This window comes from uncultured Methanobrevibacter sp. (assembly GCF_902774605.1).
GTDB lineage: Archaea > Methanobacteriota > Methanobacteria > Methanobacteriales > Methanobacteriaceae > Methanocatella.
Genome location: NZ_CACYJE010000019.1, coordinates 16,110 through 28,466 on the forward strand (window position 1 = coordinate 16,110; position 12,357 = coordinate 28,466).

Consider the following 12,357-nt stretch of genomic DNA (forward strand, 5'->3'; position numbering starts at 1 on the left):
TTATTTTCCGTCAAGTTCAGCTATCTTAGCATCGAATTCCTGGAACTTGCGGGCAAGTCCTGAGAAGTATGGTATGTAAACCTTTGAGAATGTGATTCTTTCAGGGTTTTCCCCCAATTCCTCGAGCCTGTTTTTGGCCCTTTTGATTTTGCGCTCCACCTCATCATACATCAGGTCTCCCGGAAACTCTCCGATGAAAACTCCATCGGCACCGTTATCCAATGCATACTTGATGTGCCTTGGCCTTACCCTGTTGACTGATATTACCTTGATGATATGGATTGATTCAGGATATTTTAGCCTGTTGACTCCAATATTGTCCGCTGCAGTGTAACCGATATTGTCCAAAAACACCAGTATCATGCGTTCGCCAGCTTGCTTTTTGGACAATGCTCCATTAATTGTGGCCATTATCTTCTCGTCGATGTTACCGTTGACGGTTATTGCCCTTTGCTTGCAGCCTACAAGACATTTGCCGCAGCCTGTACAGCTCATAGGGTCAATGTAGATTTCATCATTCTGTATGCTCATTGACTTGTACTTGCACCTTTCTATGCATTCACCGCAGACTGTGCATCTTTCAGTGTCTATTTCGGCTATGAACGGTTCGATTTCAACTCCGCCATAGTTGTACTCGCCAACCTTTGAAGCCGCAGCGGTTGCCTGCATGATCGAATCGGTTATGTCTTTCGGCTCATGGGCGGTTCCGCAGACGAATATTCCCTGCACGTCAGTGGCGACTGGCTTGATTTTCGGATGTGATTCCTTGATGAAACCGTCTTCGGTAACGCCAACATTCAATATCCCCGCTATCTCCCGTGTTCCTTCGGACGGCTCCATCGCAGTTGACAATACCACCATGTCCGCTTCGATTTCAACGAATTCGCCTTTCAATGTATCCTCTGTCCTTACTATGAAGTTGTCACCCTTCTTAACCACTTCTCCCGGACGTCCGCGCAGGAACCGGACTTCGTTTTCCTGGGTGTGCTTATAGTATTTCTCAAACATTCCAGGTGTTCGCACGTCAGTATAGCATATCAGCACGTCAGTGTCAGGGTACTTGTGCTTTATGATGTTGGCATTCTTCAATGCGACAGTGCAGCATATCTTTGAGCAGTACCTGTGCCCGTCGGGCTTTTCGTCACGTGAACCCACACACTGTATCATGACGACACGCTTGGGAACTTCACCGTTTGACTTTAACAGCTTGCCCTTTGTCGGACCGTTAACGCCGGTTATGCGCCCCAATTCTGATTGAGTTATCACATCATCATATCTGGTGTAGCCGTATTCCGGACGCTTTTCCATGTCAAACAGCTTATGGCCTGTAGCCACCACTATTGACCCGACTTGCAGAGGAATCCTTTCAGGTCTGCCCCTGAGCCGGATTGCCTTCATGGTGCACACCTTTACGCATTCGCTGCATCTTGAACAGTTGTCCATGTCTATAACGTATGCTTCAGGGTATGACTGGCCGAATGGCCTGTATATGGCCTTGCGCATTGACAGGTTATCGTTCCAGTCGTTCGGCACTTCAACCTCACACGCCTCGGCGCATTTGCCGCATGCGATGCATTTTTCAGCGTCAACATAACGAGGGGATTTCTCCATTATCAGGTTATATGTTCCAGCCCTCCTTTCCGCCTCAATCACTTTAGTGTTTGTCATGACTTCAATGTTGTCGTTCCACACCAGTTCATTGAGTATCGGGTTTAAAAGGCACATTCCACATTCCTCTGCAATCTTGACCGGTGAGAACACCTTTCCAATCTTGGCCATATGGCCTCCTATTGAGGGGGACTGCTCTATGAGCGTGACCTTGTTTCCCTGCTTGGCAAGGGACAATGCGGCGTTCATTCCTGCGATTCCCCCACCTATAACGGCAACCTCATCAGGTGTCTGACAGTATATCGGATCAACCGCATCGGATTGCTTGACCTTCTCGATTGATGCATTTATAAGTGTTATTGCCTTTGATGTGGCCTTGCCCTTATCGTCATGCACCCATGAGCACTGCTCACGGATGTTCGCCATATCCATAAGGTAAGGATTTAGGGGCTTGACATAATCCTGGAAGGTCTTCTCATGACTTATCGGTGAGCATGCAGCCACCACCACCCGGTCAAGGTCATGGTCAAAGATTGCATCACGAATTATCTTTCGACCGTTCAATGAACACAGGTTCTCGAACTGCCCTATAAACTCAACATCCAACTCATCACGAACCCTGTCCAAATCCACAATGTCTGAGATGTTTCCTCCACACTCACATAAAAACACGCCAACTTTCAAATCATCCCTCATTTTTAACCTCCTTCAAATCCTTAATAACAGAATCAATAGGAACCGTATGTGCCTTGGCACCAATAACATTATCCAAATCTCCACCCATGGCCAATGCTATGAACTGTGCAATGTTCAGGTGAATCGCCCTGAATTTCCTGCCTTCACGCTCGCCGATGAGGTGCTGGTAGCGGTCAAACTGTATATGGCAGTTCGGGCACAGGTGGACAAGTATGTCCACGTCCTCGTCGGCTATTGCATTCATCTTATCCGCCGTTGCAGTGAATGACAGTTCAGGATTGGAGTACCTTTGCCTGAATCCTGTTCCGCAGGTTGCCCTTTTGTGATCATACCATCCGATGGTCCTGCATCCGCACTCACCTATCAGCTCATCCATAACGTTAGGGTCTCGCACACCGCCAATGGTGTCCTCATAGTGGACCTTGCAGTAGTGGCAGCCATGGTGGGTTGCTATCGTATATTCGCTCAGGTCATACTTGATATGCTTTCTTATCTCATCCTTTTTAGCATAGAGTATATCGACCACGTGGAAAATATTTTCCGTCGGTTTCAAGTCATCCTTCTCGTATTTTAGATGGCCTAAGCCGTTTTCATCGAATAACTGATTAATGTGTTCTCTCAATTCATCCTTCCTGTTCAATAGCTTGACCGATTTCTTGTTGATTGCATAGCATGTGGCGCACATCATCACAAGGTTCGGCCTTCCGATGTCCTTTGCTATCCTGAAATTCCTTGCCCCAATGGCTGAAGTGTCAACCTGGTCGAATACATCTGAATAATGCCCAAGGCCTGTGCAGCAGGTTTGCTTTTCGGATATTGCATAGTCCACTCCAAGCTTGTCGAATACATATTTTGTGGATGCCTCGACTCCAGGGTATTCGACGCTCACAAGACAGCTTCTAAACAGCAATATGTCCTTGTCCGGAACCTGTTTCATTTCTCTTCCTCCTGAGTTGCCCTTATCTTATCGATCTTATCCTTAAAACCTGTTATTGTCAAAATGGTGCTTACCTCATCAATCACGTCTTCAGGAGGCATCAGCGGCGGGTCCAGCTCCAGTTCGCTTCTTATTTCATCAAGGTGCTGGCGAAATTCCCACCATCCCGGCACGTCACGGTCGATGTCTGTGAAGAATATTTCAGGTATCGCTCCGATGGCTGCTGTGAAGTAGGAATCTGCAAAGCCGAGGTATTCATATAACTTATCGTATCCGATCTCATTTGACACTGCGAATTGCTTGAGTATCTGGTTTACTTCGCATACGCTGTTGCCAACAGGGCATACGCTGTGGCAGGTGTAGCAGTAGAAGCAGTTCCAGATATTGTCATCCTCAATAATTGAAATGTCACCATCCAGTACCCTTTCTATGATTTCACGTGGATTATAGTCGCTGTGGCGTGCTGCTGGACATGTGGAGGTGCACATTCCGCACTGCACGCACTTCAAGACTCCATCTTCTTTTGAGTTTTTAACATCCTCAATGATTTGCTCTGCAAAATCAATCGGGGAGTCTGTTATCTTCTGCTGATTGGTCATATAAACCACCTTAAAGCTTAAATTCCTTATTCTCGATTAATTGTTTGAGTTTCAATGACAGTTTATTTCCCCTTAACCTGTCTGATTGCCTGCAGATGATTGGAATGTTGACCTTTTCGCCGTTTATTGTCAAGTCGACATCACCAGTGTTCATGTCAAATGCGTTGTTTTCACAGTAGTTGGCGCACATTCCACATCCGAAACAGTGCGCTAGGTTAAGTTTCCTGTCCTTGAATGCATTGGTCGGGCAGACTTTCTCAACGGTACATGACGCGCATCCTGTGCATTTGCCATCATCGTATTGTGGCCTTAAGTCATAGCCGTTCCACATTTCATCATAATTGGTGTTGTCCAAGGGGAGGTGGCGTCCCTTGATGTCTGCAACAGGCAGATCTATCATGTCATCGGTCACCAGCAGGTTATTGTAGATTTCCTCGTTTAAAACCGGTATCGGTATTGCCACGGTATCGTAGATTTCACCGCCCTGGCCTGTCTTGAAGCCTCCCATGTAGTATGGGTCCATTTGCTTGTAGTCTGCTGAAAGCATGAGATTCGGCTTTTCAGGACTTGACCTTGTCCCATCTCCTAGAATGTATCCTACAGCACCGTTTATCAGAACCTTGCATCCTTCCCTGATTACATTGTGGGGAATGTCATTTTGAAGCGGGTTCAGGTCTCCGCAGCCGGAGAATGTCAATCCTCTGAGGTTTCCTTCAAGAGGTGTTGCTGCGAATATTGACTTAACTGCTTCATTGTTCGGATTGGTGAATGCAGTGTAGTTCTTGAATGCCATACGGGCACCTATGATTTGTCCACGAGTGATGTCATCGATTGTCATGGTGTTTTCAATGGTTTTGCCGTCGGCGCTTTCAACCCTGACGTCAACAGTTTTCCCTTCAAGCAGGTCCTTGAGGAGGAATCCTCCTCCATAGTTCTCGTCATGTAGGGAGTGCGCTGTTCCGTGAAGTATCACGTCCACTGATCCCAGCCATTCGTTCGGACACGGCCCGGCGTATGCCGGCACTCCGTTGAGGTAGACCTCGTTTGCCCTTATGAATTCACCTGGCGGTGAAACGATAAAGTTGAGGATTGCTGCGGTTCCGCTCATCACTCCGCATGTTCCGCATGTCACCACGTCAACTTCCTCAAAGCTTGGGGCGTCATCCTTTTTTATGAGTTTCTTGAACTCCTCTGCCGTATAGATGTTTGCTTCGCCATTTTCAATTTTCTCATTGATTTGGCCGATTGTCTTTTCACTCAATTTTAATACCCTCTCTTTTTTGTGTTTGAAACAATCATTATTGCCCGATTAAATAATTGTTTCAACGATTTTACTACTTTTTTGCCCGATTGATAAATAAGTAATCTTAAATTTTACCGACAGTGTCTCCCCTCAATCCTCTTCTTAACGTTTCAAGGGAGGTTATGTCGTCTGTGGAAACGTTTCCCAGGTTTACTGTGTTTCCAAGCTTCAGGATAAAGAAGACTTGCTGGTCCTTGTTTGGAGCTTCCCATAATAGCTTGCTTCCGTCGAAATTATCCAGGATATAGTCTATCTCATCCTCTTTTGCGTTTCCTGACTTGTCGAATATTCCGATGTTTTTGCCGCCTTCCCTGGCTTCCACAATTATTAGGGATGATCCTGCATCAAGTTCCTCCTGCATGTATTCTATTCTCTCATCGAGTGTGAGTTCCTTGTCGAGTGCAGGGTCCTTTTTGCCTACTTCAGAGAGCACTTCAAAGCCTTTGTCCTTTGCTAGCTCTATGCATTCCACTTTCTTGTCGTGAGGAATTGTGATTGAACCGTCTGACACTTCAATTGCCTCAAATCCAAGATTGTGTGCTTCCTGAAAGAATTCCTCGAGCTTGTTGTTCATGTACGCCAGCTCGAACAGTGTTCCGCCTGTGTATGGCTGTATGTCATGTGACTGGTACATTTTCACTTTTTTCCTGATTATTTCCTGCTCATGGACGATTGTTGTTCCCCATCCGAATTTCAGGTAGTCCACATATTCTCCTGAGATTTCCATGAGGCTTTTTGCTGTTTCAAGGCCCAATCCCTTGTCAAGGACCATTGTAATTCCATTTTTTCTTGGTTTTTCTTCTCTTTTCTTGGATAAAAATTCAAAGGATTTCAAAATATCACGCGTGTTAATTTTTTATCATAAATATTATTAATAAATAGATTGTATATAAAACTTTTTAAGACTTTGCTTTTCAACAACAAAAAATATAGATTTGAACAATTAAAAAAAAGAATTGAAGCAATTATAAAAAAAGAAAAAGAGTTTATGACGCATTGAGCTCATTTTCAGATCTTTTAACTAAATCTGAAAGTGAATTGCGAACATTTTCAGGAATGGAACTGTGTTCCTTGTCAGCCACCACCTGAGCAATGATCTTGCACAGCACAAAAATGGCATGCTTATGCTCAGCCTTAGTCTTGTGGATGTGATGCGGACTAATTTTCAGGGTGATATATTCACTGCAGTCATTGGTTATTTGGTCATCTTCAGCTAAATATTTTAAAACATATACTAAAAATTGATGTAATTGTATCATTTCGTCTTTATACATAGATATCTAACCCATAAATTAACTAATTTCAGTTAGTTAAAAATTAACTCCTTAAATCTATACTTTAATATTTAATATTTACTCATATTTAAATATTGCATTCAAAAATAGTTTACTTAAACAAAATATCAACACTATTTAATAAAGTTGAAAATGTTTTTTACATCAAATTCTGTTGTTTCAACAATTTTGGGCAATCTTCCCACAGTGCCAACATTATCATCCGAAATTATCAAAACCCCACGGTAAAATTCCCTAAAGTTTTCCGCAGTTTCAAGTGCATTGGCAACCTTATCCTCACTGGCATCCCCACAAACATCATTTGCGATTCGGGTTGCAAGCCCATCGGCAAGAGACGGCGAATCGGATATGACCGTGACGCTGTCTGACTCGCCGAAACTGATTGAATGGCCGATTTTTCCCGAAGAGGTGCATATTCCCAATTGCCTGCGCCTTGGCCGTATTTCAAAAGCGATGTTGTTTCCAAGAACATGGTTATTCGAATAGATTCCGCACAATACCTTGGTATCATTTACAAGTGCGATATCCCCTCCGTTTTCAACAATGGAATAATCAGACCCCATTTTGATTAGATAATCCAAAGACATTTCTGAAATGGTTCCCGCCACACAGGCCATAGGCCCAACGTCGGCATTGTTGGATGATTCATACATCCTATTAATTATGTCCGGCAAATTCTCAGCATATCCGGCAATCGGCTCCATTGAGAGGAGGAAATCCTGACTGAGCCTAATGTAGTTTTTCAAATCAAACCTTAACTTATGGACATATTGTTTCAGGTCATGGGCTGACAGGTCAGTGGTCAGACGGATATGGGTTTCCTCAATGTCAATTTCACTAAAAAACATATTTAATAATTTAACTTATTACTTATTAAAACCATAATAATTATCATGAAATCTCTAACAAAAATGCTGTGTTTGGTTGACGGCGAACATTACCTGCCAGTCACACAGGAAGCAATAGATACCCTAAACAACCTGGAACACATTGATATCAGAGGAGCAGTATTCATAGGAGGAACTGAAAAGCTCAGAGACGATTCAGAGGAATCCTACTCAGAAAAACTTGGAATACCTGTGCAATTCGCAAAGGACAAGGACATCCCCTATGATATCATCGTTGAAATGATAAGAGAACACAACATCGACACCGTGTTCGACCTGAGCGATGAGCCAATACTCGACTACCCCAAAAGGTTCAAGATAGCATGCAAGGTACTCAACGAAGGAATAAGCTACGAGGGACCGGACTTCAAGTTCGAGCCAACATCACAATACGACGTGATGGAAAAGCCGGCAATAACCATCCTCGGAACAGGCAAGCGCATAGGCAAAACCGCAGTGTCAGGTTTCGTGGCAAGGCTCATTGACAAGAACGGGTACGAGCCATGCGTAATCGCCATGGGTCGTGGAGGACCTGAAGAGCCTGAAATCGTCCACGGAGAAGAACTGGAAATCAACGCCGAATTCCTACTTGAACAATCCGAGAAAGGAGTTCATGCAGCTAGCGACCATTGGGAAGACGCACTGATGAGCAGGATACTTACCATTGGCTGCAGGCGCTGCGGCGGAGGAATGGCCGGTGAAGTGTTCATGACCAACATGAAAAAGGGAGCGAAGCTCGCAAATCAGGTTGACTCCAAATTCGCAATATTCGAGGGAAGCGGAGCTGCAATACCTCCAATCAAAACCAACAAGAAAATAGCATTGATTGGAGCAAACCAACCAATAGAAAACCTCACAACATACTTCGGACCATACAGGGTGGGACTTGGAGACCTTGTCATCCTGACAATGTGCGAAGAGCCAATGTGCTCAGACGACAAGATCAGAAAAATCGAGGAGTTCGTAGGCGAGGTCAACCCGGATGCAACAGTTATATCAACAGTGTTCAGGCCAAAACCGCTAGCAGACATTGAAGGCAAGAAGGTGCTTTTCGCAACAACCGCCCCTGAAGAGGTCAAGGACAAGCTGGTCGAATACCTGGAGACAAACTACGGCTGCAAAGTAGTGGGAACAACCGCTCACCTATCCAACAGGCCATTGCTTCGCGAGGACATGGCAAAATACATGGATGAGGTTGACGTCATGCTGACCGAACTTAAAGCAGCGGCAGTTGATGTAGCAACTAAGGATGCAATAGCTCATGGCCTTGAAGTGGTGTACTGTGACAATATTCCGGTGCCTATAAACGATTCATACCCTGACTTAAAAGAATCAGTGCTCAAACTTGTTGATTCTGCAATTGATGATTTTAACAAATCATCCTAATTTCTTTTTTTAATTATCCCCTCAAACACCATAATTTTAGAAAACTTTAATTTATAATAATATACATATAGTATAATTAATGAAAACAATAGCTATTGGTGTTGGTGAAAACGAAAATATAATACAAGCTTGTCATATTTTTAAAGAAAAACACCCAAAAACGGAACTCAAATTAATATATAGAGATGAAGACTTAGTAAAAGCAGTTTTAGATGATAAAATTGATGGCGTCATCCGTGGATCACTTCCAGCATCAAATATCATGAAAGAACTCAAGGAACACTACCCTAAACTCTCAAGGGCAACCTATGTTCATGGCGACGAATACGAATTCCTGTTAAGCCCTGTCGGGATAGATGAGGGAAACACCATTGAGGAGAAATATGATATTGCAATGAACTGTGCAGAATTCCTTAAAAAAGTGGACAAAAAGCCTAAAATAGCAGTTCTTGCAGAAGGAAGGGAAGATGACTTCGGAAGAGGAAGCGAAGTGTCAAACTCAATCAAGGACGCTAAAAAACTAACAAGAATGATTGAGGAAACACATGAAGACGTCACCAACTACTTCATACTAATTGAAAAAGCAATAAATGACCATTGCAACGTCATCATAGCGCCAAACGGCAGAGTGGGAAACATCATTTTCAGAACCCTGGTATTGCTCAGCTCATGGCCAAGTTACGGGGCAGTAACCTTTGGAATAGACAGGACATACATTGACACTAGCCGAGACCAAAGCATTGAAGGATATGTTCGCAGCCTAACACTAGCAAACGATTTAGCTGAAGACAAATAATTAAAGCTTTAAGGGATAAGAATGGGAGAAAATATACTTTATAGACTATATGAATGGTACATCACACGTGGATTGAAGCCAGAAAAGATGCCGAAGCATGTAGCTATAATCATGGATGGAAACAGAAGATACTCCAAGCTCCAAGGAAACATGGATGTAGTCAAGGGACATGAAATCGGAGTTGACACACTGGAAAAGGTATTGGACTGGAGTATTGAACTGGGAATTGAAATCATAACCGTATATGCTTTTTCTACAGAAAACTTCAACAGACCAGAACATGAAGTCGAAGGATTAATGAAACTATTCGTTAAAAACTTCAAAAGACTAGTAGACCACGAGAAAATCCATAGAAACGAAGTGAAAGTAAAAGTAGTCGGAAGAACTGGATTGATACCGGAAAGCGTGCGTGAAGCAATACAAGAAGCAGAAGACGCCACTGCACATTACAATAAAAGATTATTCAACATAGCTATTGGATATGACGGACGTTTAGAAATCATCGATTCATTCAAGAAAATCATAGAACAGGTGCAAGCAGGTGAAATCACCATCGATGATGTGGATGAAGACCTAGTCAGCGCAAACCTTTACACCGAAGGACTGGCAGACCCTAACCTAATCATACGTACAAGCGGAGAGGAGAGATTAAGCGGATTTCTCCTATGGCAATCATCCTACTCTGAACTATACTTCTGCGAAACCTTATGGCCTGAACTCAGGAAAGTTGATTTCATAAGGGCAATAAGGTCATACCAGGAAAGGGAAAGAAGATTCGGAGTGTAAACCATGATCGACACTCATTGCCATATTGATTTTGAGGACTTTGACGATGACCGTGAAGACGTCATCAAAAGAGCAAAGGACAAGTTAGACCATGTGATAGTTTCAGGATACAGCAATGACAGCAACATGAAAGTATTGCAATTGTCAAGGGATTATGAAGGATTCATCTATCCAACATTCGGTTTTCACCCGGTAAGCTCCCAGAATGCCACTGAAGAGGATTTGCGTATTGCTCATGAAAACATCACAAATCATTTAAATGACATTCTCGCAATCGGCGAGGTAGGAATGGATTACTACTATGTTACCGATAAGGCACTGCGCGAAAGGCAGCAGGAGATTTTCAGAAGCTTCCTGGATCTTGCAAATGAGTATAAGGTGCCTATTGTAATGCATGTGCGCGACTGTGAGAAAAAGGCAGTCAACATCATCGAGGACTATGAGGAAATTCCGTATTTCGTATTCCACTGCTACGGGGGAAGCCTGAAAACAGCTAAAAGAATCATGAACCGTGACGATTCATACATGAGCTTTTCAACAATGCTGTGCTACTCCAAGCATCATCAGGATTTGATTGAAAAGATAGACCTTGACTATGTATTGACTGAAACCGACAGTCCATATTTGGCAATGACAAAAGAAGAACGCAACGAACCGGCCAATGTTGCAAAAGCCGTTCATAAAATTGCTGAGATAAAAAATATGGATGTGAGTACTGTTGATGAGATAACCACCAGCAATGCTCGCAAGATTTTTAAAATTTAAAAATGCAATGTGAAGTTCAAATTAATTAAAACTTCCTTATTTTCCTTAACAGCCTCGATTTCCAATTCAAAGTCTGTTAAGTCTTGTTTTACCAGATTGATTAAATGATAGTCCAATAGTGAATCGTTTAAAAATATTGTGAACTGATTCCTGTCAATCAACACTTCCTTTCTGCAGAAGAGTTTAAATGCATAGAAATATAGTTCAATACGAAATATCAAGTCCTGCTTGTCTCCCTCACCGTCGATGAAGTATTTCTTCAAATCCTCCTGCAGTATTTTTCCCTCATCCCCAGTGTCGGCCTGGAAGGTTTCCATTTCAGCCAGATCATTCATCAGTTGCTGCTTTTCCTCTTCATTATACATTTGAATCACTTTAGCTTGAATTTTAATTTTATTACATTATAAGAGTTTGGCATGAAAGTGACATTGAACCTGTCAAAGGAATCCACCAATCTCCTCAAATGGTCGAATTCCAGACCGTCCGGTATGACATGTATCATGAATGAATCATCATCGATTTCCACATCCAAATCTTCAACTAGAGGCATTCCCAGTTCGCTTATGAAAACATACTTATACACTATCAGCTCGTATTCATTGACTTGCTTGCCGTTTTCGATTATGTCAATCAGCTCTGATTGCAATTTACGAACAACCACTTCAAAAGTCATGATTCATCACTTCCACTAATCATTTCAATATTCTGCCGTTACGGTATTCATCAATATACTTATATGGATCCTGCAGGCTGTCGAAAGTGCTTTTGGGCGTGAACCGGCTGCAGGTGTCATTTGGCATGGTGCGTCCTTTTCCAAGTCTGCAGGTTTCACCATTGAAATCCCCCTTAAACTGCAGATTCACTTGCCAATGCTTGCAGTTCCTACAGGTCCTCTCGCACATGGCAATCTACAATATTCCCCTTTCCTTAAAGACTTCCTTGGCGGCCATCATTGCATTGATGGATTTCGGAAAGCCGCAGTAGGCGCTCATCTGCATGATGATTTCAACTATCTCTGCTGGAGTGTTTCCGACATTCAATGCTGCATTGATGTGCTCCTTCAGCTGAGGGATTGTTCCAAGGACTGTCAGTGCAGTCACTGTGCATATTTCACGGGTTTTCAAATCCAATTCCTCGCGAGTGTATATTTCGGAGTACGGATACTCGATTACGAATCTGGAAAGGTCAGGTGCGATGTCGTCCAATTCCTTGAAGATTTCCTCGACTGATTTTTCCTGAATGCTTTCCAGGGTCTTTTTTCCTTTCTCATATCTTGACATACTAATGATTATATCCTCA

At 43.1% G+C, this 12,357-nt stretch carries 15 protein-coding genes; 4 read left to right on the top strand and 11 right to left on the bottom strand.

Features of this window, described 5'->3' with window-relative positions:
• The 7 genes from hdrA to QZU77_RS05250 all read right to left on the bottom strand — a co-directional run bounded on the left by hdrA (position 1) and on the right by QZU77_RS05250 (position 7,286).
• Positions 1–2,304 carry a ferredoxin:CoB-CoM heterodisulfide reductase subunit HdrA gene (gene hdrA / locus QZU77_RS05220; RefSeq protein ID WP_295601051.1) on the bottom strand — a complete coding sequence of 768 codons (2,304 nt, stop codon included), beginning with the start codon at positions 2,302–2,304 and terminating at the stop codon, positions 1–3.
• Positions 2,294–3,241, bottom strand: coding sequence for a ferredoxin:CoB-CoM heterodisulfide reductase subunit HdrB (gene hdrB / locus QZU77_RS05225; RefSeq protein ID WP_295601054.1), 948 nt, complete (start codon positions 3,239–3,241; stop codon positions 2,294–2,296). The genes hdrA and hdrB overlap by 11 nt, the downstream gene beginning before the upstream one ends.
• Positions 3,238–3,840 carry a ferredoxin:CoB-CoM heterodisulfide reductase subunit HdrC gene (gene hdrC, locus QZU77_RS05230; RefSeq protein ID WP_295601057.1) on the bottom strand — a complete coding sequence of 201 codons (603 nt, stop codon included), beginning with the start codon at positions 3,838–3,840 and terminating at the stop codon, positions 3,238–3,240. Before hdrC ends, hdrB begins: the two co-directional genes overlap by 4 nt.
• A gap of 10 nt (positions 3,841–3,850) precedes the next feature.
• A complete protein-coding gene (locus QZU77_RS05235) occupies positions 3,851–5,101 on the bottom strand; it encodes a methanogenesis marker 16 metalloprotein (protein ID WP_295601060.1) in 1,251 nt (416 codons plus the stop codon).
• A gap of 106 nt (positions 5,102–5,207) precedes the next feature.
• A complete protein-coding gene (comA, locus tag QZU77_RS05240) occupies positions 5,208–5,978 on the bottom strand; it encodes a phosphosulfolactate synthase (protein WP_295601063.1) in 771 nt (256 codons plus the stop codon).
• Positions 5,979–6,129: 151 nt separating this feature from the next.
• A complete protein-coding gene (locus QZU77_RS05245) occupies positions 6,130–6,417 on the bottom strand; it encodes a UPF0058 family protein (RefSeq protein WP_295601066.1) in 288 nt (95 codons plus the stop codon).
• A 134-nt stretch (positions 6,418–6,551) separates the two neighbouring features.
• Positions 6,552–7,286 carry a UPF0280 family protein gene (locus tag QZU77_RS05250; protein WP_295601069.1) on the bottom strand — a complete coding sequence of 245 codons (735 nt, stop codon included), beginning with the start codon at positions 7,284–7,286 and terminating at the stop codon, positions 6,552–6,554.
• Between the two features lie 45 nt (positions 7,287–7,331).
• Between QZU77_RS05250 and QZU77_RS05255 the strand changes: the two genes are divergently transcribed.
• The 4 genes from QZU77_RS05255 to QZU77_RS05270 all read left to right on the top strand — a co-directional run bounded on the left by QZU77_RS05255 (position 7,332) and on the right by QZU77_RS05270 (position 11,058).
• The gene (locus tag QZU77_RS05255; protein WP_295601072.1) at positions 7,332–8,711 is read left to right on the top strand and encodes a 2,3-diphosphoglycerate synthetase; all 1,380 of its coding nucleotides are present in this window, start codon (positions 7,332–7,334) and stop codon (positions 8,709–8,711) included.
• A gap of 79 nt (positions 8,712–8,790) precedes the next feature.
• Positions 8,791–9,507 carry a methanogenesis marker protein Mmp4/MtxX gene (gene mtxX, locus QZU77_RS05260; RefSeq protein ID WP_295601076.1) on the top strand — a complete coding sequence of 239 codons (717 nt, stop codon included), beginning with the start codon at positions 8,791–8,793 and terminating at the stop codon, positions 9,505–9,507.
• 21 nt (positions 9,508–9,528) lie between these two features.
• Positions 9,529–10,293, top strand: a complete 765-nt coding sequence (gene uppS, locus QZU77_RS05265) for a polyprenyl diphosphate synthase (protein ID WP_295601079.1) — start codon at positions 9,529–9,531, stop codon at positions 10,291–10,293.
• A gap of 3 nt (positions 10,294–10,296) precedes the next feature.
• Positions 10,297–11,058: a TatD family hydrolase gene (locus tag QZU77_RS05270; protein WP_295601082.1), complete on the top strand. Its 762-nt coding sequence runs from the start codon at positions 10,297–10,299 to the stop codon at positions 11,056–11,058.
• On the opposite strand, the gene QZU77_RS05275 is transcribed toward QZU77_RS05270, so the two are convergent.
• The 4 genes from QZU77_RS05275 to QZU77_RS05290 all read right to left on the bottom strand — a co-directional run.
• On the bottom strand, positions 11,055–11,423 hold the full coding sequence (locus tag QZU77_RS05275; protein WP_295601085.1) for a hypothetical protein: 369 nt from the start codon (positions 11,421–11,423) through the stop codon (positions 11,055–11,057). The two genes, QZU77_RS05270 and QZU77_RS05275, sit on opposite strands and share 4 nt — an antisense overlap.
• 5 nt (positions 11,424–11,428) lie before the next feature.
• Positions 11,429–11,731 (bottom strand): hypothetical protein, encoded by a 303-nt coding sequence (locus QZU77_RS05280; RefSeq protein WP_295601088.1) that lies wholly within the window; start codon positions 11,729–11,731, stop codon positions 11,429–11,431.
• A gap of 19 nt (positions 11,732–11,750) precedes the next feature.
• Entirely contained in the window at positions 11,751–11,960 is a 210-nt protein-coding gene (locus QZU77_RS05285; RefSeq protein WP_295601091.1) for a hypothetical protein, read from the bottom strand.
• 6 nt (positions 11,961–11,966) lie between these two features.
• Positions 11,967–12,357, bottom strand: a 391-nt coding sequence (locus QZU77_RS05290) for a carboxymuconolactone decarboxylase family protein (protein WP_366208863.1), incomplete at its 5' end; no start/stop codon positions are given.

What these genes read in the sequence shown, in the direction of transcription:
- QZU77_RS05250 (WP_295601069.1), bottom strand. Translation starts at nt 7,286, where the DNA reads ATGTTTTTTAGTGAAATTGACATTGAGGAAACCCATATCCGTCTGACC.
- QZU77_RS05275 (WP_295601085.1), bottom strand. Translation starts at nt 11,423, where the DNA reads ATGTATAATGAAGAGGAAAAGCAGCAACTGATGAATGATCTGGCTGAA.
- QZU77_RS05255 (WP_295601072.1), top strand. Translation starts at nt 7,332, where the DNA reads ATGAAATCTCTAACAAAAATGCTGTGTTTGGTTGACGGCGAACATTAC.
- QZU77_RS05280 (WP_295601088.1), bottom strand. Translation starts at nt 11,731, where the DNA reads ATGACTTTTGAAGTGGTTGTTCGTAAATTGCAATCAGAGCTGATTGAC.
- QZU77_RS05285 (WP_295601091.1), bottom strand. Translation starts at nt 11,960, where the DNA reads ATGTGCGAGAGGACCTGTAGGAACTGCAAGCATTGGCAAGTGAATCTG.
- QZU77_RS05270 (WP_295601082.1), top strand. Translation starts at nt 10,297, where the DNA reads ATGATCGACACTCATTGCCATATTGATTTTGAGGACTTTGACGATGAC.
- mtxX (WP_295601076.1), top strand. Translation starts at nt 8,791, where the DNA reads ATGAAAACAATAGCTATTGGTGTTGGTGAAAACGAAAATATAATACAA.
- hdrC (WP_295601057.1), bottom strand. Translation starts at nt 3,840, where the DNA reads ATGACCAATCAGCAGAAGATAACAGACTCCCCGATTGATTTTGCAGAG.
- QZU77_RS05245 (WP_295601066.1), bottom strand. Translation starts at nt 6,417, where the DNA reads ATGTATAAAGACGAAATGATACAATTACATCAATTTTTAGTATATGTT.
- uppS (WP_295601079.1), top strand. Translation starts at nt 9,529, where the DNA reads ATGGGAGAAAATATACTTTATAGACTATATGAATGGTACATCACACGT.
- hdrA (WP_295601051.1), bottom strand. Translation starts at nt 2,304, where the DNA reads ATGAGGGATGATTTGAAAGTTGGCGTGTTTTTATGTGAGTGTGGAGGA.
- hdrB (WP_295601054.1), bottom strand. Translation starts at nt 3,241, where the DNA reads ATGAAACAGGTTCCGGACAAGGACATATTGCTGTTTAGAAGCTGTCTT.